We start from the raw sequence: 19,486 nt of genomic DNA, 5'->3' as shown, positions 1-19,486 counted from the left end.
GGGTCTCCCCATGTGAGAGTAGGGAACTGCCAGGCATCAAACACGGATTATTAGAGTGACATCTGATAATCGACGGGCTCGAAAAATGAGTCTGAGCAACGGAATGCAGGCCCTGATGGGCAAAGTATCAGGAAGATACGCGTAAAAGAATCGGTGGAGCGGTAGTTCAGTTGGTTAGAATACCTGCCTGTCACGCAGGGGGTCGCGGGTTCGAGCCCCGTCCGTTCCGCCACCCTATTTAGGGGCGTAGTTCAATTGGTAGAGCACCGGTCTCCAAAACCGGGTGTTGGGAGTTCGAGTCTCTCCGCCCCTGCCAGATAAAAACCCTTCACCTTATTGTGAAGGGTTTTTTTTGCTGTGCTTTTCTCGCCCCATTCACATTATTTATCTGTTCGTAAAAGATTAAAACATGCTCAGGTTAACCGGAGCATGTTTAAAACCCCCACCGATTTCGTACTCAAACAAATATTATAATGCGACTTCGATGGGGTTTTTTAGTAGCTGCCGAATCAGCGCCTGCTGGTCGCTGTTTTGCAACCAGACCGCATAAAACGGACGAACAACCACAGGGGTATCCTCTAATACTTTCAGGTGAGTGTATTGTTGTGCCCAGTGGCTGGGTAAAAAGGCACAGCCACCGATTGTTGCCAGTAACTGACGGGTCAGATGGGCTGATGTTGTAGTGAGTGTTGGGAGCTGCTCACTGGCCAACAGGCGACTTTCCTGCTGATTGAAATCAGCTCCCCATTCTAGTTTGATGTAAGACAACTCCTGATTTGTCTCGTTTTTTTCTGAAGCAAAAAGGGATAATGAGAAATTTCCGAGAAGCTGGCTCGCTAGCTCCTCCATTTTGGGTTGTTCGGTTGTGATAAGCAGATCCAACTGACGTTCATGCAGTTGCTTTACCAGCGAATGGCGTAGTGCAATACGTGCTTCCAACTGTAGTAATGGCCGTTGTTTATAAAGCGCCTGCAACCACTGTGTTAGATACGCTTCCCACAACGAGGCGGTTGCTCCAATCGAAAGGAGGCTATGCTGCTGCGATCGAACGACCTCTTTTTTGGCAAGCTGCCAGGTGCCAATCAGGCTTTCTGCATAGGGTAAAAGTCGCTCTCCTGCTGGCGTTAGGCGAATGTTGTTGCGATGACGGGTGAATAAATTTGCACCAAGTTGAGTCTCTAACTGACGGATGCGAAAACTGACCGCTGACTGTGTCAGGTAGAGTGATTCTGCGGCGCGACCAAAGTGTCTTGTCCTGCTGACTTCCAGAAAGGTTTTCAGTAATTCGGTATCCACGCCTATCTCCAAAAAAATTTGTCGTAATGATTTAAATGTTTTGTTTTACACAATGTCAAGCCTATCTAATACTCCGCGCCATAAACAGCACGACCATAAGAGAATTAGGAGCGTGTAAGATGGCGGAAAGCTTCTTTACCAATAATCGTTTTTTTGATAACAAGTTTTACCCACGTGGTTTTTCCCGGCATGGCGACTTTACTATTAAAGAAGCACAATTGCTGGAACGACATGGTTATGCTTTTAACGAACTTGATCTGGGTAAACGCGAACCAGCCACTGAGGAAGAAATACAGTTTGTTGCGATGTGCCGCGGTGAACGTAAGGCTGAAACGGACATGGAAAAGATATGGTCTAAGTATATGGATCGTATTCGTCGTCCTAAGCGCTTCCACACGCTGTCAGGCGGTAAGCCGCAAATGGATGCGGTTGAAGAATACACCGAGAGTGATGATTAATGAAAATGGGGCGAAAGCCCCTTTTTACTGTCAGGTTACAATCCCCGCTCAATAAGGGTTTTGATTTTTGCTTTTTATGCCAGTTGCCAAACTGTGCTTGTCTTTATTCCAGATTTTTGTGGAGTTGAATGAGCAGGCGATCCATACATCGGTAACTCAGTGCTTCCGCAAGATGTTTTCGATGTATATCCGTTTGCCCGCCAAGATCGGCGATGGTACGGGCGACCTTCAGTATTCTGTGCCAGGCACGTACGGATAACCCCAGTTTGCTCATCACCTCTTCCAGATAGACCGCATCATCCGGCCCTAGCTGACAATATTTTTCTATTTCACTGGGTTTTAACAGTGCGTTAATTTTATTGGCCCGCTGAAGTTGTTTCTGTCGTGCGGCGAGTACACGTTCCCTCACGGCTGCGCTGCTTTCGCCCTGACAAATCTGCTGGCGTAATATACCGGGTGGCAACAAAGGAACTTCAATAGAAATATCAAAGCGATCCAAAAATGGGCCAGAAAGCTTACTGAGATAGCGTAAAATCTGCCGTGCAGGCAGACGATTATGAATTCCCTGATAATGGCCGGAAGGACTGGGGTTCATCGCAGCAACCAATTGAACTCTGGCTGGGTAGCATACTTTTGCCCGGGTACGGGAGATGATGATTTCTCCTGCCTCCAATGGTTCGCGCAGTGAGTCTAAAACTCGGCGCTCAAATTCGGGTAGCTCATCGAGAAACAGTACGCCGTTGTGCGCCAGAGAAATTTCACCTGGTTTAGGCAGCGAACCGCCGCCAACCAGAGCCGCCATGGAGGCGCTATGATGAGGCGCCCTGAATGGCCTGGTTCGCCACCGTGTCATAGTGGCGTCAATATTTATCAGGCTATTGATCGCAGCGCTTTCCAGTGCCTCTTCATTGCTTAACGGAGGCATCAGGTTGCCAAGCCGGCTGGCTAACATCGTTTTCCCCGTCCCTGGCGGCCCAAGTAATAGCAGGTTATGACCGCCGGCTGCGGCGATCTCCAGTGCCCGCTTTGCCTGCTCCTGACCAATAATGTCTTTCAGGTCAGGTTCGTCACTATCTATCTGCGCTTCCTGTGGAATATTGCTGCAACGGGTCAGTTCTTCTTCACCTTGTAAAAACGCACAAACTTGCAGCAGATGTCCTGCCATTAGTGCTTCTCCATGAGGGATCAGTGTCATTTCCTGCTTATTGCCGTCGGGCAGGATTAACTGGCGGCCTGATTTTATGGCTTCCAACGCTGCCGGAATGGCTCCGTTGACCGATCGTAGAGCGCCTGAGAGGCCCAGTTCGCCGAGAAACTCATAGTGCTTTAACCTTTCCCCTTTGATTTGTTCTGAGGCCGCGAGAATGGCTAAGGCGATGGGGAGGTCATAACGGCCTCCTTCTTTTGGAAGGTCGGCAGGAGCCAGATTGACGGTAATACGTTTGGCCGGGAATGAAAACCCACAATTGATGAGTGCGCTGCGTACGCGATCGCGAGCCTCTTTGACGGTGGTTTCTGGCAAGCCGACCAGCGTGAGGGCAGGTAATCCGTTGCTGATATGTACCTCAATGGATACATCCGGTGCCTGTACGCCTATCATTGCCCGTGTGTAGGTAACTGCCAGTGACATACTGTTCCTCCTTAACCAAGGGTAGGCATGATGCGTAATAACTGACAAAGAAGGGATAAGACGATTGTGCTTTTGTGCAGCGGTATTGGAAAATAGTCTATTTTCTCAATATATTGCCTGTTGAGTGCGTAGCTTATCGCAAAAGCAGCTTATGGCATTGGCCTATTGGGGCGACTTGCTTCTATTGCACTGCCCGGAAATTGGCACCTACGCTGAAAGAACTGATATAATAATCAGACACCGCTCTGGCCAGCTGATAACGTTCGCTGACAGTGAAACGTTGTTACCATCAGCTTGCTAGTTAATCGCCGAACTGCCCAAATTTACGGTTGTGACGAAATTAACCAGAATATCTGCTACCTTATGATTACACTCTATTTTTTAGCAGTTATTATTCTGCGTTATAGAAAAATGCCGAAAATATTGTTGTCATATCGTGCCTGACTGTGATAACTCTGTAGGCATTCGTTCGACAGTAGATTAATGAACACTCTATTTATGAAAGCATTCTCTCTAGTGATTAGCCTAGTCGTGATTAGCGTGGTGGTGATTATTATCCCACCGTGCGGGGCAGCACTTGGACGACGAATGGCTTAGAAATCAGGCCCGAATTCAAGAAACCCCCCGCACCGAAAGGTCGGGGGTTTTTTTGTTGGGTATAATATATAAGGTAAGGGAACAGAAGATGGTTAGTAGTAGAGAATTTTGTTATTCGCACAAGATGTTGGGGAAATAACGATGAATGGGGCTCAGTGGGTGGTACAGGCGTTGCATTCGCAGGGAGTGGAGACCGTTTTTGGTTATCCTGGAGGCGCGATAATGCCGGTCTATGATGCACTTTATGACGGAGGCGTAGAACACCTGTTGTGTCGCCATGAACAAGGTGCTGCAATAGCAGCGATTGGCTATGCCCGTGCAACCGGCAAGGTTGGGGTATGTATCGCGACTTCTGGCCCTGGCGCGACGAACCTGATCACCGGGCTGGCTGATGCGTTATTGGATTCTGTTCCCATTGTTGCTATTACGGGGCAGGTGGGTTCTGCCCTTATCGGCACGGATGCGTTTCAGGAGATAGACGTATTAGGTTTGTCTCTGGCCTGTACGAAGCACAGTTTCCTGGTTGAATCGCTGGAGTCTTTGCCGGATGTGATGGCTCAGGCGTTTGCTATTGCCAGTAGCGGGCGTCCGGGGCCTGTTCTGGTTGATATTCCTAAAGATATTCAACTGGCGGTGGGGGATTTTGCTCGGCATTTTTCGCCTGTTGAAAACGGCGTTGATTTCCCCAGACAGGGTATTGAACAGGCCCGCGATATGCTGGTGAAAGCGCAGAAGCCGGTGTTGTACATTGGCGGTGGTGTGGGTATGGCGCAGGCGGTTCCCGCTTTGCGTGAGTTTATTTCCACGACCGAAATGCCTTCCGTCGCCACGCTGAAAGGGTTAGGTAGCGTAGATGCCAATCATCCCTATTATCTGGGTATGATTGGTATGCACGGTACAAAAGCGGCAAACCTGATGGTTCAGCAATGTGACCTGTTGATTGCCGTAGGCGCCCGTTTTGACGATAGGGTGACGGGTAAACTGAATACGTTTGCGCCGAATGCCAAGGTGATTCACATGGATATCGATCCTGCCGAGCTGAGTAAACTGCGTCAGGCGAATGTGGCGCTGCAAGGGGATTTGAAAGCGTTGTTGCCTGCTTTGCAGCAGCCGCTGAACATTAAAGTATGGCAACAGTGTGCTGTTATGATGAAAGCCGAACACCCCTGGCGCTACGATCATCCCGGACAGGCGATTTATGCCCCTGCATTATTGAAAGCTATCTCTGATCGCAAGACGGTGGATACGGTTGTGACGACGGATGTTGGTCAGCACCAAATGTGGGCGGCTCAACATATGACATTCAGCCGTCCCGAAAATTTCATCACCTCCAGTGGCCTCGGCACCATGGGGTTTGGCGTACCCGCCGCCGTGGGGGCGCAGGTTGCCCGCCCTGATGATATGGTCATCTGTATTTCGGGGGACGGTTCTTTTATGATGAATGTTCAAGAGTTGGGCACCATCAAGCGAAAACGGTTGCCGCTGAAGATCGTTCTGCTGGATAACCAACGATTAGGCATGGTTCGACAGTGGCAACAACTGTTTTTTGATGAACGCTATAGTGAAACCAACCTCTCCGATAACCCTGATTTCTTGACGCTGGCCAGTGCTTTTGATATTCCCGGCCAGCGTATCACCCGTAAAGATCAGATTGATGCCGCACTGGATGCCCTATTTAACAGCAAAGGGCCATATTTACTGCATGTCTCCATTGATGAATACGAGAATGTCTGGCCGTTGGTGCCACCCGGCGCCGGTAATGAAACGATGTTGGATAAAACAGAATAATAGCCGGAGAAAACACAATGACACACCATCAGCTTTCGATTCAGGCCCGCTTCCGCCCAGAGATTCTGGAGCGTGTATTGCGCGTAGTCCGTCACCGTGGCTTCCAGGTTTGTGCTATGAACGTGGCACAAACCACCAGTACTGACGATCGCATTAATATTGAGCTGACCGTCGCCAGTCATCGTCCGATAGATTTATTGTCGGCGCAATTGAGTAAATTGCTGGATATTGCTTATGTTGAAATTCAGCCAATGACAACATCACAGCAGTTCAGCGCCTAACATAGAGAGTAAGGAAAATAAAAAATGACCAAGAAAGCTGATTACATTTGGTTTAACGGGGAAATGGTTCCGTGGGCGGAAGCTAAAGTTCATGTTATGTCACATGCCTTGCATTATGGGACATCCGTATTTGAAGGCGTTCGTTGCTATAGTTCTCACAAAGGGCCGGTGGTGTTCCGTCACCGTGAACATATGCAGCGCCTGCATGACTCGGCGAAAATCTACCGTATGCCACTGCGACAGAGCGTTGATGAACTGATGGAAGCGTGCCGTGAAACGCTGCGCCGGAACAACCTGTCCAGCGCCTATATTCGTCCGCTGGTGTTTGTTGGTGATGTCGGTATGGGCGTAAACCCGCCGGACGGCTATGAAACGGATGTGATCATCGCCGCGTTCCCGTGGGGGGCTTATCTGGGTGAAGAGGCGCTGGATCAGGGGATCGACGCTATGGTGTCGTCATGGCACCGTGTCGCGGCGAATACGATTCCGACTGCGGCGAAAGCCGGGGGGAATTACCTTTCATCGCTGCTGGTGGGGAGTGAAGCCCGTCGTCATGGCTATCAGGAAGGAATTGCGCTGGATGTGCATGGTTACGTTTCCGAAGGCGCGGGTGAAAACCTGTTTGAAGTGAAAGACGGCATCATTTTCACGCCGCCGTTTACCTCTTCCGCGCTGCCAGGTATTACGCGTGACGCCATTATCAAGCTGGCAAAAACGTTAGGTTTCGAAATCCGTGAGCAAGTGCTATCGCGTGAGTCGCTATATCTGGCTGACGAAGTCTTTATGTCCGGCACCGCCGCTGAAATTACGCCGGTGCGCAGCGTTGACGGTATTCAGGTCGGTATCGGCAAATGCGGCCCGGTAACGAAAAAACTGCAACAGGCATTCTTTGGTCTGTTTACCGGTGAAACCGAAGATAAATGGGGCTGGCTGGATCCAGTGAACCGTTAATCGACCCATTATGGCAGACAGATTCAGGTGATGGCGCGTTTTGCCATCACCCATTAAGTTAATACTGGAGTAATAAGAGAATGCCTAAGTACCGTTCAGCCACAACCACGCACGGACGTAACATGGCCGGTGCCCGAGCTTTGTGGCGAGCCACCGGAATGACCGACGACGATTTTGGCAAGCCGATTATCGCGGTGGTTAACTCATTCACCCAGTTCGTTCCTGGCCATGTGCATTTGCGCGATATGGGAAAACTGGTTGCAGAGCAAATCGAAGCGTCCGGCGGCGTGGCGAAAGAGTTCAATACTATTGCGGTTGATGACGGTATTGCGATGGGGCATGGCGGTATGCTCTATTCTCTGCCTTCGCGTGAACTGATTGCCGATTCGGTTGAATACATGGTTAATGCGCACTGCGCCGATGCTATGGTGTGTATTTCCAACTGCGACAAAATTACCCCAGGAATGCTGATGGCTTCGCTGCGCCTGAATATTCCGGTGATCTTTGTCTCCGGTGGGCCGATGGAAGCCGGGAAAACCAAGCTTTCCGATCAGATAATCAAACTCGATCTGGTGGATGCCATGATTCAGGGGGCGAACCCGAACGTCAGCGATGCCGACAGCGATCAGATTGAGCGTTCAGCCTGTCCGACCTGCGGTTCCTGTTCCGGTATGTTTACCGCCAACTCCATGAATTGTCTGACCGAGGCGTTGGGCCTTTCGCAGCCGGGCAATGGCTCGCTGCTGGCGACTCACGCCGATCGTAAGGATCTATTCCTGAATGCCGGCAAGCGCATTGTCGAACTGGCTAAACGCTATTACGAACAGGATGACACCCGGGTGTTACCGCGCAACATTGCCAATAAAGCCGCGTTTGAGAATGCCATGACGTTGGATATCGCTATGGGCGGCTCGACTAACACCGTACTGCATTTGCTGGCGTCGGCGCAGGAAGGGGAGGTCGATTTCACCATGGAAGATATTGACCGTTTGTCGCGCAAGGTTCCGCATCTGTGCAAAGTTGCGCCGAGTACGCAGAAATATCATATGGAGGATGTGCACCGTGCCGGCGGGGTGATTGGCATTCTGGGCGAGCTGGATCGTGCCGGCCTGCTGCACCGTGATGTATACAATGTGCTGGGCAAAAACCTGCCGGAAACGCTGGCGGAATATGACGTGATGCTGACCCGTAACGACGATGTGAAAAAGATGTTCTCTGCGGGGCCAGCCGGTATCCGCACCACGCAGGCGTTCTCGCAGAATTGCCGCTGGGATTCGCTGGATGTCGATCGGCACGAAGGCTGTATTCGTTCCCGTGAGTTCGCCTATAGTCAGGATGGCGGTCTGGCCGTGCTGTACGGTAATCTGGCGGAAAACGGCTGTATTGTGAAGACGGCGGGTGTGGATAAAGGCAGCCTGGTGTTCCGTGGCCCGGCCAAAGTGTATGAAAGCCAGGATGATGCGGTAGAGGCGATTCTCGGCGGTAAAGTGGTGGCGGGCGACGTGGTGGTTATCCGTTACGAAGGGCCGAAAGGCGGGCCGGGAATGCAGGAAATGCTTTATCCCACCAGCTTCCTGAAATCGATGGGGCTGGGTAAGGCCTGTGCGCTGATCACCGACGGTCGTTTCTCTGGCGGGACGTCCGGCCTGTCTATTGGTCATGCTTCCCCTGAGGCTGCCAGTGGCGGCACCATCGGTCTGGTGGCGGATGGAGATATGATTGCCATCGATATTCCTGGTCGCAGCATTGTACTGGACGTGGCGGAAAGTGAATTGGCACGCCGTCGTGAAATTGAGCTGGCGCGTGGAGACGCGGCCTGGACGCCACGTCAGCGCGATCGTCAGGTGTCTTTTGCGTTGCGTGCTTATGCCAGCCTGGCAACCAGTGCCGATAAAGGCGCAGTTCGTGATAAGAGCAAGCTGGGAGGCTGATAATAATGGCTGTGTCACAACCTCTTCCTTCCGCCCCCTGTGGCGCGGAGTACCTGCGGGCCATCCTGCGCTCGCCGATTTATGAAGTTACGCAGGTTACGCCGCTGGAGAAAATGGACAAACTTTCTTCACGGCTGGGTAATGTCATTCTGGTCAAGCGTGAGGATCGTCATGCGGTGCACAGCTTTAAGCTGCGCGGTGCTTACGCGATGATGGCCGGATTGAACGACGAACAGAAATCACACGGCGTGGTGACCGCATCCGCCGGTAACCATGCGCAGGGCGTGGCGCTTTCCGCCAGTAAACTTGGTATTAACGCATTGATTGTCATGCCGGTCGCCACGGCAGATATCAAAGTCGATGCGGTGCGTGGTTTTGGCGGTGAAGTGCTGTTGCATGGTGAGAACTTTGATGAAGCAAAAGCCAAAGCGATCGAACTGTCCCGGCAGCAGCATATGACTTTTTTGCCGCCGTTCGATCACCCGGCAGTCATTGCCGGGCAGGGCACGCTGGCGATGGAACTGCTACAGCAGGACGCGCATCTGGACCGGGTTTTTGTGCCGGTCGGCGGCGGCGGTCTGGCGGCGGGGGTCGCGGTGTTGATCAAGCAGCTTATGCCGCAGATCCAGGTCATCGGTGTGGAGGCGGAAGACTCTGCCTGTCTGCGGGCGGCGTTGGACGCCGGTCATCCGGTTGATCTGGCGCGTGTGGGGCTGTTTGCCGAAGGGGTGGCGGTTAAGCGTATTGGTGATGAGACGTTCCGTCTCTGCCGGGAATATCTGGACGATGTGATCACCGTGGACAGCGACTCTATCTGTGCGGCGGTAAAAGATCTGTTTGAAGATGTGCGTGCCGTTGCCGAGCCGTCTGGCGCACTGGCGCTGGCGGGGATGAAAAAGTACATCCAGCAGCATCAGATTCAGGGTGAGCGTTTGGCGCATGTGTTGTCTGGCGCCAACGTCAATTTTCACGGTTTGCGCTACGTTTCTGAACGCTGCGAGTTGGGCGAGCAGCGGGAAGCCTTGCTGGCGGTCACTATCCCGGAGGAAAAAGGCAGCTTTCTGACATTCTGCCAACTGCTGGGCGGTCGTTTCGTCACCGAGTTTAACTACCGCTATGCAAATGCCAAAGATGCCTGCATTTTTGTTGGCGTGCGCCTGACGCGTGGCCACCCGGAACGCAAAGAGATCATTGCCGAGTTGTCTGCGGGCGGCTATGAAGTGGTGGATTTATCCGATGATGAAATGGCTAAACTGCATGTGCGCTATATGGTGGGCGGACGGCCATCGAAACCGCTGACGGAAAGGCTGTATAGCTTCGCATTTCCTGAATCGCCGGGGGCACTGTTGAAATTCCTGCATACGTTGGGTACACACTGGAATATTTCATTGTTCCACTATCGCAGCCACGGCATGGATTTTGGTCGGGTGCTGGCGGCATTTGAGCTGGGAGCGCGCGATCCAGAATTTGAGCAACATTTACAGGCGCTGGGCTATGAGTGCCATGATGAAACCAGCAATCCATCATTCCGCTTCTTTCTGGCGGGCTAATGGTTGACGTTGTTCCGATAACGCTCTTTTCCGTGGATAAATGGTTTGAACGCCAGGCAAGGAGCGATTCCTGTTCCATTTAGTGCGTCTGGCGGTATACCCAGGGGGCTTGAGGATGGGGGTGACGCCACAGGCCCAGCCGTTGCTGGCGAGCCGCGTTTTCATAGCGCATTAACTCGCGGTTGTGGCGGTGTTGTTTGTATACCCACACCTCGCCGTTGCGCAGCAGGTTAAGGTTGATATTGTTATTCCGGTAATAGACCGTACCCAAATAGCGATCGTACCGATCCTTTTCATCATATTGTACCGTCACCCGTTTCCCGCCAATCTGCCTATCTAGCGCCCGGCGGGAATCCTTACCGTAAGGCTGATGATATTCCGGCGCATCAATGCCCAACATACGGATACGATAGCTGACGCCGTTTTGACGCACCACGATGGTGTCGCCGTCAATGACTTTCACCACCTTGCCGTTGAGCGTGGCCGCCAGGCCGGGGCCGGAGAACAACAATATCACTGCCAGTAAATACGATTTCATCCATACTTTCCCGCAAAGCGATCCGACCACCAGCGTGTGCAGTCGGGCTGATAAATATCACGATTTACCCGGTAGCGTTTCCCAGAAGGCGGCGATTAACGGTTCGTTTAGCCGTTTTTTCTGCACGCAGACGCCCAGCGCCAGCGGTTCCATTACATGTTCGGCAAAAACAGACACGCGGTTACGCACCGGTTCCGGGCTGTTCTCCAGCACCACATCCGGGATCAGCGCAATGCCGCAGCCCAGCGCCACCATTGACACCATTGCCTCATGGCCCGATACGGTGGCATAGATTTGCGGGTTAGTAAGATGCTGACGACGAAACCACAGGTCGATGCGCTTACGTACCGGACCGTGCTCCGGCAGAATAAACGGAATTTCCGCCCAGTCAGGGTGAGGTTGCTTCACCTGTGCCTGAACCGGGCAGGGTAGCGCAGGGATAATGAGCACCAGCGGAATTTTACCGATCGGCATGAACTCTACGCTGGCTGGCAGGGTTTCAGGGTGCCCGGCGATCCCCAGATCAGCATCGTTTGACTGGACTTTCTCGACGGCATCGGCGGCATCGCCGGTCGTCAGCTTGATCTCTACCAGTGGATGTTCGGCCCGAAAACGATCCAGAATCGGCGGTAAATGGCTGTAAGCGGCGGTGACAGAGCAAAAAATACGCAATTCGCCGCTGAACGATGGCCCGCGCTGGCCAATGGCGTGCCGCAATTGCTGGTATTGCAGCAGCGTTTGCTGGGCGAACAGTTTCAGGTGTTCTCCCGCATCGGTTAATAGTACGGTGCGGTTGTCGCGTTGAAACAGGGTTTGGCCAATCTCTTGCTCCAGCCGTTGAATTTGCCGCGACAGCGTGGACGGACTGATATGCATCGCTTTGGCCGTGCGGCCAAAGTGCCGACTTTCGGCCAAATGGAGAAATAATTTGAGATCACGTAAATCCATGCAATGCGAGCCTCATTTTAACCTTGCAGATCTTGCAATATGACGTTGTTAATATATCAATTTAAGCAATGCATTTCCTGTCATATCATGACGACATAATAGTTTCCCGCTAGTGGGGAACCTTTTTCTGCCTAACAGACAAACAAAACATTATACGGAGTACCACATGGCTAACTATTTCAACACATTGAACCTGCGTCAGCAGTTGGCGCAATTAGGTCAGTGTCGTTTTATGGGACGTGACGAATTTGCCGATGAAGCGGGCTACCTGAAAGGTAAAAAAGTGGTGATCGTCGGCTGTGGCGCACAGGGCTTGAACCAGGGACTGAACATGCGCGATTCCGGCCTGGATATCGCTTATGCACTGCGTCAGGAAGCGATTGCCGAGAAGCGTGCCTCATGGCGTAAAGCAACCGAAAATGGTTTTACGGTCGGCACCTATGAAGAACTGATCCCACAGGCGGATCTGGTGGTTAACCTGACGCCGGACAAACAGCACTCCGCCGTGGTTCAGGCCGTTCAACCGCTAATGAAACAAGGCGCTGCGCTGGGTTACTCGCACGGTTTCAACATTGTTGAAGTGGGTGAGCAAATTCGGAAAGACATCACTGTCGTCATGGTGGCGCCGAAATGTCCGGGCACGGAAGTGCGTGAAGAATACAAACGTGGATTCGGCGTACCGACGCTGATCGCGGTTCACCCGGAAAACGATCCGAAAGGTGAAGGTATGGCGATTGCCAAGGCCTGGGCTGCGGCGACCGGCGGTCACCGTGCTGGCGTGTTGCAATCCTCTTTCGTTGCCGAAGTGAAGTCTGACCTGATGGGTGAACAGACTATCCTGTGCGGTATGTTGCAGGCGGGTTCGTTGCTGAGTTTTGATAAACTGGTGGCTGATGGCGCGGATGCCGCCTACGCGGAAAAACTGATTCAGTTTGGTTGGGAAACCATTACCGAAGCGCTGAAACAAGGCGGTATTACGCTGATGATGGACCGGCTGTCCAACCCGGCCAAGCTGCGTGCCTATGCGCTGTCTGAGCAGTTGAAAGCGATTATGGCGCCGCTGTTCCAGAAACATATGGATGACATCATTTCTGGTGAATTCTCCAGCGGCATGATGGCAGATTGGGCGAACGATGACGTCAAATTACTGACCTGGCGTGAAGAAACCGGCAAATCGGCATTTGAAAATGCGCCGCAGTTTGACGGTAAAATCTCTGAACAGGAGTATTTTGATCACGGCGTGCTGATGATTGCAATGGTCAAAGCCGGGGTTGAACTGGCGTTTGAAACTATGGTCAGCGCAGGTATCATCGAAGAGTCCGCCTACTATGAATCACTGCATGAACTGCCGCTGATTGCCAACACCATTGCCCGTAAGCGTCTGTATGAAATGAACGTGGTTATCTCTGATACGGCGGAATACGGCAACTACCTGTTTGCCAACGCCGCCGTACCATTGCTGAAAGAGAAATTCATGGCATCACTGCAACCGGGCGATTTAGGTAAAACCGTTGCGGCGACAGACGTGGATAACGCGCAACTGCGTGATGTCAATGAAGCCATCCGCAACCACCCGATCGAAACCGTTGGCCGCAAACTGCGCGGTTATATGACTGATATGAAACGTATCGCCGTCGCTGGTTGATTTCCCTGTAGTTATACTCTAAATAATTCGAGTTTCAGGAACGCGGCCAACGCACATGCAACTTGAAGTATGACGAGTTATATATGCCAAAAAGGCACAGCGTCGCGCTGTGCCTTTAATTTTATTAGACGGTTTTGAATTCCGCTTCCGCCTGGTGGAAACGTTCGGTGACCGCGTTTGATGGTGAGCGGTCCAGCAGGCTGACGACAAAAATAGTCAGGCTACCAAACAGGAACCCGGGGATGATTTCATACAGATCCAGCCAGCCATATTGTTTCCAAACCAGCACGGTCATGGCGCCGACCAACATACCCAGCAGTGCGCCGTTACGCGTCATTCTTGGCCAAAGTAAGGAGATCAGGATCACCGGGCCAAAAGCGGCGCCAAAACCCGCCCAGGCATAGCTCACCAGGCCAAGAACGCGGTTTTCTGGATTCGCCGCCAGCACAATGGCAACGATTGCGACTAACAACACCATTCCCCGGCCTACCCACACCAGCTCTTTCTGCGTGGCTCTTTTACGCAAAAATGGACGGTACAAATCTTCGGTGATGGCGCTGGAGCACACCAGCAACTGGCAACTCAGCGTACTCATTACCGCCGCCAGAATCGCCGACAGCAATACGCCGGCAATCCACGGATTAAACAACAGCATGGATAGTTCAATAAACACCCGCTCGCTGTTATGCGACACGTTGCCAGCCTGTTCCGGGTGGTTGGTGAAATAGGCGATGCCGAAGAAGCCGACGGCCACCGCGCCTGCCAGACACAGGATCATCCAGGCCATACTGATACGGCGCGCGTTATGAATGGTGTGGTGTGAATCTGCCGCCATAAAGCGGGCCAGAATATGTGGCTGACCGAAATAGCCCAGCCCCCAGCCCAAAAGAGAAATAATGGCGATCGCATCCAACCCTTTAAACATATTCAGGTTGGCCGGGTTTTTTGCTTCGATGACGTTTACGGATAAATCCAGGCCGCCCAGCGACAGAATCACCATGACGGGCGCTAAAATAAGGGCGAAAATCATCAGGCTGGCCTGAACGGTGTCCGTCCAACTGACAGCCAGATAGCCGCCGATAAAGGTGTAGGCAATGGTCGCGGTGGCGCCCGCCCATAATGCGCTGGTGTAACTCATGCCGAAGGTGCTTTCAAACAGGCGTGCGCCTGCCACCACGCCGGAGGCACAATAAATGGTGAAAAACACCAGAATGATCAGCGCCGAAATGATCCGCAGCAGGTTGCTTTTGTCCTCAAAGCGGTGGGTAAAGTAATCGGGCAGGGTGAGGGCATTGTGGTTGACCTCGGTATGTACGCGCAGGCGTCCCGCTACCAGCTTCCAGTTCAGATACGCCCCGGCAATCAGCCCGATGGCGATCCAGCTTTCAGAAATACCGAAAAGGAAAATGGCGCCGGGTAACCCCATCAATAGCCAGCCGCTCATATCCGAAGCGCCGGCGGATAGCGCGGTGACCACGCTGCCCATTCTGCGTCCCCCCAGGATGTAATCACCAAAGCTGTTGGTGGCCCGGTAAGCAAATAAACCGATGAGAACCATCCCGAAAATATACACCAGAAAAGTCACCAGCATTGGTGTGTTCATTGTCATTCAACTCTCCGTTTTCATTATTATTCGCGCCGCCCTTTGTGGCGGCTCCAGGTTTTTATCTTCCCCATGACTGGCCGTAAGAATCTAACTTAATGACTTCATCTATACTGAAAATACACATGAAAAAGGCAAAACCTGTGCCGCGACGGTGGATTAAAAATAAAGGGAATGGTGTTTTTAACCCTTTTATTAGCAACCTGGCGGATACGGTTGTCTCTCTGGTGCGTACTTTTCAATCACAGGAGTGGAATGTATGGGCACAACCGCGCTGGGCGTGAAACTCGACGAGGCAACAAGTGACCGCATCAAAGCCGCTGCGCGGCGTCTCGATCGGACACCGTACTGGCTTATCAAACAGGCCATTTTTAGTTATCTCGAACGCCTCGAAAGCGGCACCGACACTCCTGAAATACCACAACCGGCTGTGTCCAGCCAAACTGAAGCGGAAGAGATTATGCCGCAATCTCAGCAAGAAGAAACCTATCAACCTTTCCTGGTGTTCGCTGAACAGGTCATCCCGCAGTCGGTTATCCGCGCCGCGATAACCTCGGCTTATCGCCGCCCTGAAACCGAAATGGTGCCGAAATTACTTGAAAAGGCGAGGTTGTGCGGAGAATTGTCGCAATCTATAGATAAAATGGCCAATCGCATTGCAGAACGGCTCCGGGCGGGAAAAGGCGCTAATGGGGAGGCGGGAATGGTTCAGGGGCTGCTGCAAGAATTTTCACTTTCTTCTCAGGAAGGGGTGGCGTTGATGTGTCTGGCTGAGGCTTTACTGCGCATTCCAGACACCCCGACCCGTGATGCCCTGATTCGCGACAAGATCGGCGCGGGTCACTGGCACGCGCATATTGGCCACAGTCCGTCACTGTTTGTTAATGCAGCCACCTGGGGATTATTGCTCACCGGCAAGCTGGTTGCCGCACAGGTAGTGGATAAAAACCATAAGGTTGGTTTATCGGGTTCCCTCAGTCGAATTATTGGCAGAGGCGGAGAACCGCTGATCCGCAAAGGCGTTGATATGGCAATGCGTCTGATGGGGGAGCAGTTTGTCACCGGCGAGACAATAGCACAGGCGTTGACCAATGCCCGTAAGCGGGAAGAGCAGGGGTTCCGCCATTCCTACGATATGCTGGGCGAAGCCGCGCTGACGGAGAACGATGCCGCCGCCTATCTGGAGGCTTATCAGCAGGCCATTGATGCGATAGGGAAAGCTTCCAATGGCCGCGGGATTTATGAAGGGCCGGGAATTTCCATCAAACTGTCTGCCCTGCATCCCCGCTATGGCCGGGCGCAGCATGAACGGGTGATGGAAGAACTTTACCCGCGCCTGCTGTCGCTCACGCTACAGGCCAGACATTACGACATCGGTATCAATATTGACGCAGAAGAGGCTGATCGGCTGGAGATCTCGCTCGATCTGCTGGAAAAACTTTGCTTCGAATCGCAACTTTCCGGCTGGAACGGGATTGGGTTTGTCATTCAGGCCTATCAGAAACGCTGCCCGTTGGTCATTGATGCGGTGATTGAAATAGCGCAACGCAGTCAGCGGCGGCTGATGATACGTCTGGTGAAAGGGGCTTATTGGGACAGTGAAATCAAGCGGGCGCAGGTGGAGGGGCTGGAAGGCTACCCGGTCTACACGCGGAAGGTCTATACCGATGTGTCCTATCTGGCTTGCGCACGCAAGTTGCTGGCGGCGCCTACGTTTATTTATCCTCAGTTCGCCACGCATAACGCCCATACGCTAAGTGCGATTTATTATCTGGCCGGTAACAACTACTATCCGGGGCAGTATGAGTTCCAGTGCCTGCATGGTATGGGCGAACCGTTGTACGAACAGGTGGTGGGAAAAGTGGCCGATGGCAAACTGAATCGCCCATGCCGCATTTATGCGCCGGTAGGGACGCACGAAACACTATTGGCCTACCTGGTTCGCCGACTGCTTGAAAATGGCGCCAATACCTCTTTTGTCAACCGTATTGCTGATACTTCCTTGCCGTTGGATAAGCTGGTGGCGGATCCGGTCAGTGAGGTTGACGCACTGGCGGCAATGGAAGGAAGGATAGGTTTGCCGCATCCCCGTATCCCGTTACCACGCCACTTGTACGGTGATTCACGCCGTAATTCCAGGGGGCTGGATCTGTCAAATGAACATCATCTGGCTTCGTTATCCAATGCGTTACTGAACGGTGCAACATCGCTGTGGCTGGCGGCGCCTGTCATGGAGGCCGAATCTGAAGCGAACGAGGCAAAACCGGTGATTAACCCCGCTGAATCGCGGGATATCGTCGGTTATGTTCGTGAAGCCAGTGAGCCGGATGTAGGGCGAGCGGTTGAGGCGGCGGTGCGTGCGGCGGCGGGTTGGCGAGCCACCCTGCCCGCGGAACGTGCGGCGGTGTTGAATAAGGCCGCCTCGCTGATGGAACGCCAATTGCCAAGCCTGCTGGGCTTGCTGGTTCGGGAAGCGGGTAAAACTTTCGGCAATGCGATCGCAGAAGTTCGTGAAGCGGTTGATTTTTTGCGTTATTACGCCAGTCAGGCGCATGAATTTACCCATGATGCCCATCGTCCATTAGGCCCCGTGGTTTGTATCAGTCCGTGGAACTTCCCGTTGGCGATCTTCACCGGGCAGGTGTCTGCGGCGTTGGCGGCGGGCAATAGCGTATTGGCAAAACCCGCCGAGCAAACGCCTTTGATCGCCGCTCAGGCGGTAGGTATCCTGCTGGAAGCGGGTATTCCCGCTGGCGTACTGCAACTTCTGCCGGGGGCGGGGGAAAGCGTCGGCGCGGCGTTGGTGAATGACAGCCGGATACGTGGCGTGATGTTCACCGGCTCAACTGAGGTCGCCGGTCTGTTACAGCGCAGTATTGCCGGACGGCTCGATTCGCAGGGGCATCTTATCCCGCTCATTGCCGAAACGGGAGGGCTGAATGCAATGATCGTGGATTCTTCCGCTCTGACCGAGCAGGTGGTTAGTGATGTGATTGCCTCGGCGTTTGACAGCGCCGGCCAGCGTTGTTCGGCGCTACGACTTTTGTGTGTTCAGGAGGACATAGCGGAACACACGTTGCAAATGCTGCGTGGCGCGATGGCCGAATATCGGATGGGAAATCCGCACCTTCTTGCGACCGATATCGGCCCGCTGATTGATGCGGAGGCGAAAAACACCGTTGAACGTCATATTCTGGTGATGCGGGCTAAAGGGCTTAAGGTTTTTCAGGCCGCACGACGACTGGCGCAGCAGGATGAGCAGGAATGGGCGCGTGGCACGTTTGTTATGCCGACATTGATCGAGTTGAACAGCGTTAACGAGCTACAAAAAGAGGTATTCGGTCCGGTACTGCATGTGGTGCGTTATCAAAGTCAGAACCTGAATAACCTTATCGATCAGATCAATGCCGCAGGATATGGTCTGACGCTGGGTATCCACTCCCGTATTGATGAAACCATCAGGCGCATTACCGCCAATGTCAGGGTGGGCAATCAGTATGTCAATCGCAATATGGTCGGCGCCGTGGTCGGGGTTCAGCCTTTTGGTGGCGAGGGGCTGTCTGGCACGGGGCCGAAAGCGGGTGGACCACTCTATTTGTATCGTTTATTGGCACATCGCCCGGAAGATGCGCTGTCGCAGGGATTGGCACGGCAGGATCACGACCTGGCGTTAGATACCACGGTTCGCACCGCGTTATTGCCTGCCTTGTATGCGCTGGAAAAATGGGCGATTACTGAACATCATGGCGATCTTGTGGTGTTATGCCAGCGCTATGCTGAACTGGAGTTAGGAGGAACCACGCGTCTGCTGCCGGGGCCGACGGGCGAGCGTAATACTTATACGCTGGTGCCTCGCGGGCGTGTGCTGTGTCTGGCGGATAATAACGATGATGCATTAACTCAGGTGGCGGCGGTGCTGGCGGTCGGCGGGCGAATTCTGTGGGAAGAAACGGCATGGCTGCGCGGGTTGTACCGCCGCCTGCCTGATGTCGTTCAGGCACGTATCGACTTCAGTAAAGACTGGCATAATCCTAAAGCAATGTTTGACGCTATTATTTATCATGGGGATGCCGACAACCTTCGTAACCTGAGTAAACAGGTAGCCGAGCGCCGTGGGCCGATTATTTCGCTACAGGGCTTTGCCCGTGGCGAAACGAATATTTTGCTGGAACGGTTGCTGAATGAACGCACTCTGAGTGTCAACACCGCTGCGGCGGGTGGTAACGCCGGTCTGATGACGCTCGGATAAGCCACGATATATCGGCGCCTT

The 19,486-nt window shown here is 53.0% G+C and carries 15 protein-coding genes and 2 tRNA genes; 12 read left to right on the top strand and 5 right to left on the bottom strand.

Annotation, left to right across the window (positions count from 1 at the left end):
* Positions 1-155 precede the first annotated feature (155 nt).
* Together BIY29_RS14015 and BIY29_RS14010 are read left to right on the top strand one after the other, a co-directional pair.
* Positions 156-232, top strand: a tRNA-Asp gene (locus BIY29_RS14015).
* Positions 233-240: 8 nt separating this feature from the next.
* Positions 241-316 (top strand) — tRNA-Trp (locus BIY29_RS14010).
* Between the two features lie 152 nt (positions 317-468).
* Here BIY29_RS14010 and hdfR read toward each other — a convergent pair.
* Positions 469-1,296 (bottom strand): HTH-type transcriptional regulator HdfR, encoded by an 828-nt coding sequence (hdfR, locus tag BIY29_RS14005; RefSeq protein ID WP_121575720.1) that lies wholly within the window; start codon positions 1,294-1,296, stop codon positions 469-471.
* A gap of 119 nt (positions 1,297-1,415) precedes the next feature.
* Between hdfR and BIY29_RS14000 the strand changes: the two genes are divergently transcribed.
* Complete coding sequence (locus tag BIY29_RS14000; RefSeq protein ID WP_121575719.1) at positions 1,416-1,754, top strand: MaoP family protein; 339 nt, start codon at positions 1,416-1,418, stop codon at positions 1,752-1,754.
* Between the two features lie 103 nt (positions 1,755-1,857).
* Here the strand turns inward: BIY29_RS14000 and BIY29_RS13995 are convergent, their stop codons facing one another.
* Positions 1,858-3,384 carry a YifB family Mg chelatase-like AAA ATPase gene (locus tag BIY29_RS13995; protein WP_121575718.1) on the bottom strand — a complete coding sequence of 509 codons (1,527 nt, stop codon included), beginning with the start codon at positions 3,382-3,384 and terminating at the stop codon, positions 1,858-1,860.
* 498 nt (positions 3,385-3,882) lie between these two features.
* Here BIY29_RS13995 and ilvL point away from each other — a divergent pair, with 498 nt between their 5' ends.
* From ilvL to ilvA, 6 genes are all read left to right on the top strand, one after another.
* On the top strand, positions 3,883-3,981 hold the full coding sequence (ilvL, locus tag BIY29_RS13990; RefSeq protein ID WP_071778504.1) for an ilv operon leader peptide: 99 nt from the start codon (positions 3,883-3,885) through the stop codon (positions 3,979-3,981).
* 141 nt (positions 3,982-4,122) lie between these two features.
* Positions 4,123-5,769, top strand: coding sequence for an acetolactate synthase 2 catalytic subunit (gene ilvG / locus BIY29_RS13985; protein WP_121575717.1), 1,647 nt, complete (start codon positions 4,123-4,125; stop codon positions 5,767-5,769).
* 17 nt (positions 5,770-5,786) lie between these two features.
* Positions 5,787-6,050, top strand: coding sequence for an acetolactate synthase 2 small subunit (gene ilvM / locus BIY29_RS13980; protein ID WP_121575716.1), 264 nt, complete (start codon positions 5,787-5,789; stop codon positions 6,048-6,050).
* A 24-nt stretch (positions 6,051-6,074) separates the two neighbouring features.
* Positions 6,075-7,001, top strand: a complete 927-nt coding sequence (locus tag BIY29_RS13975; RefSeq protein WP_121575715.1) for a branched-chain amino acid transaminase — start codon at positions 6,075-6,077, stop codon at positions 6,999-7,001.
* 80 nt (positions 7,002-7,081) lie between these two features.
* Positions 7,082-8,932, top strand: coding sequence for a dihydroxy-acid dehydratase (gene ilvD, locus BIY29_RS13970; RefSeq protein WP_121575714.1), 1,851 nt, complete (start codon positions 7,082-7,084; stop codon positions 8,930-8,932).
* A gap of 5 nt (positions 8,933-8,937) precedes the next feature.
* Entirely contained in the window at positions 8,938-10,482 is a 1,545-nt protein-coding gene (ilvA, locus tag BIY29_RS13965; RefSeq protein ID WP_121575713.1) for a threonine ammonia-lyase, biosynthetic, read from the top strand.
* Between the two features lie 79 nt (positions 10,483-10,561).
* Here the strand turns inward: ilvA and BIY29_RS13960 are convergent, their stop codons facing one another.
* Both BIY29_RS13960 and ilvY read right to left on the bottom strand, forming a co-directional pair.
* On the bottom strand, positions 10,562-11,020 hold the full coding sequence (locus BIY29_RS13960) for a thermonuclease family protein (RefSeq protein ID WP_121575712.1): 459 nt from the start codon (positions 11,018-11,020) through the stop codon (positions 10,562-10,564).
* Positions 11,021-11,077: 57 nt separating this feature from the next.
* On the bottom strand, positions 11,078-11,968 hold the full coding sequence (gene ilvY, locus BIY29_RS13955; protein ID WP_121575711.1) for an HTH-type transcriptional activator IlvY: 891 nt from the start codon (positions 11,966-11,968) through the stop codon (positions 11,078-11,080).
* 166 nt (positions 11,969-12,134) lie between these two features.
* Between ilvY and ilvC the strand changes: the two genes are divergently transcribed.
* Positions 12,135-13,613 carry a ketol-acid reductoisomerase gene (gene ilvC, locus BIY29_RS13950; RefSeq protein WP_121575710.1) on the top strand — a complete coding sequence of 493 codons (1,479 nt, stop codon included), beginning with the start codon at positions 12,135-12,137 and terminating at the stop codon, positions 13,611-13,613.
* 124 nt (positions 13,614-13,737) lie between these two features.
* Here ilvC and putP read toward each other — a convergent pair whose 3' ends face one another.
* Entirely contained in the window at positions 13,738-15,222 is a 1,485-nt protein-coding gene (gene putP / locus BIY29_RS13945; protein ID WP_121575709.1) for a sodium/proline symporter PutP, read from the bottom strand.
* A gap of 119 nt (positions 15,223-15,341) precedes the next feature.
* On the opposite strand from putP, the gene BIY29_RS20250 reads away from it, so the two are divergent.
* Together BIY29_RS20250 and putA are read left to right on the top strand one after the other, a co-directional pair.
* Complete coding sequence (locus BIY29_RS20250) at positions 15,342-15,500, top strand: hypothetical protein (protein ID WP_170158946.1); 159 nt, start codon at positions 15,342-15,344, stop codon at positions 15,498-15,500.
* Positions 15,476-19,465, top strand: a complete 3,990-nt coding sequence (gene putA / locus BIY29_RS13940; RefSeq protein WP_121575708.1) for a trifunctional transcriptional regulator/proline dehydrogenase/L-glutamate gamma-semialdehyde dehydrogenase — start codon at positions 15,476-15,478, stop codon at positions 19,463-19,465. Before BIY29_RS20250 ends, putA begins: the two co-directional genes overlap by 25 nt.
* Positions 19,466-19,486: the final 21 nt, after the last annotated feature.

Origin of the sequence: Brenneria alni (assembly GCF_003666245.1) — a bacterium.
GTDB lineage: Bacteria > Pseudomonadota > Gammaproteobacteria > Enterobacterales > Enterobacteriaceae > Brenneria > Brenneria alni.
The sequence above is the reverse complement of the archived record's forward strand: the minus strand, read 5'-3'. Positions and strand labels throughout refer to the sequence as shown.

Excerpts from the sequence above, each read along its gene's own strand:
- BIY29_RS14000 (WP_121575719.1), top strand. The coding sequence starts at position 1,416 with ATGGCGGAAAGCTTCTTTACCAATAATCGTTTTTTTGATAACAAGTTT.
- BIY29_RS13995 (WP_121575718.1), bottom strand. The coding sequence starts at position 3,384 with ATGTCACTGGCAGTTACCTACACACGGGCAATGATAGGCGTACAGGCA.
- ilvL (WP_071778504.1), top strand. The coding sequence starts at position 3,883 with ATGAAAGCATTCTCTCTAGTGATTAGCCTAGTCGTGATTAGCGTGGTG.
- ilvG (WP_121575717.1), top strand. The coding sequence starts at position 4,123 with ATGAATGGGGCTCAGTGGGTGGTACAGGCGTTGCATTCGCAGGGAGTG.
- ilvM (WP_121575716.1), top strand. The coding sequence starts at position 5,787 with ATGACACACCATCAGCTTTCGATTCAGGCCCGCTTCCGCCCAGAGATT.
- BIY29_RS13975 (WP_121575715.1), top strand. The coding sequence starts at position 6,075 with ATGACCAAGAAAGCTGATTACATTTGGTTTAACGGGGAAATGGTTCCG.
- ilvD (WP_121575714.1), top strand. The coding sequence starts at position 7,082 with ATGCCTAAGTACCGTTCAGCCACAACCACGCACGGACGTAACATGGCC.
- ilvA (WP_121575713.1), top strand. The coding sequence starts at position 8,938 with ATGGCTGTGTCACAACCTCTTCCTTCCGCCCCCTGTGGCGCGGAGTAC.
- BIY29_RS13960 (WP_121575712.1), bottom strand. The coding sequence starts at position 11,020 with ATGAAATCGTATTTACTGGCAGTGATATTGTTGTTCTCCGGCCCCGGC.
- ilvY (WP_121575711.1), bottom strand. The coding sequence starts at position 11,968 with ATGGATTTACGTGATCTCAAATTATTTCTCCATTTGGCCGAAAGTCGG.
- ilvC (WP_121575710.1), top strand. The coding sequence starts at position 12,135 with ATGGCTAACTATTTCAACACATTGAACCTGCGTCAGCAGTTGGCGCAA.
- putP (WP_121575709.1), bottom strand. The coding sequence starts at position 15,222 with ATGACAATGAACACACCAATGCTGGTGACTTTTCTGGTGTATATTTTC.
- BIY29_RS20250 (WP_170158946.1), top strand. The coding sequence starts at position 15,342 with ATGAAAAAGGCAAAACCTGTGCCGCGACGGTGGATTAAAAATAAAGGG.
- putA (WP_121575708.1), top strand. The coding sequence starts at position 15,476 with ATGGGCACAACCGCGCTGGGCGTGAAACTCGACGAGGCAACAAGTGAC.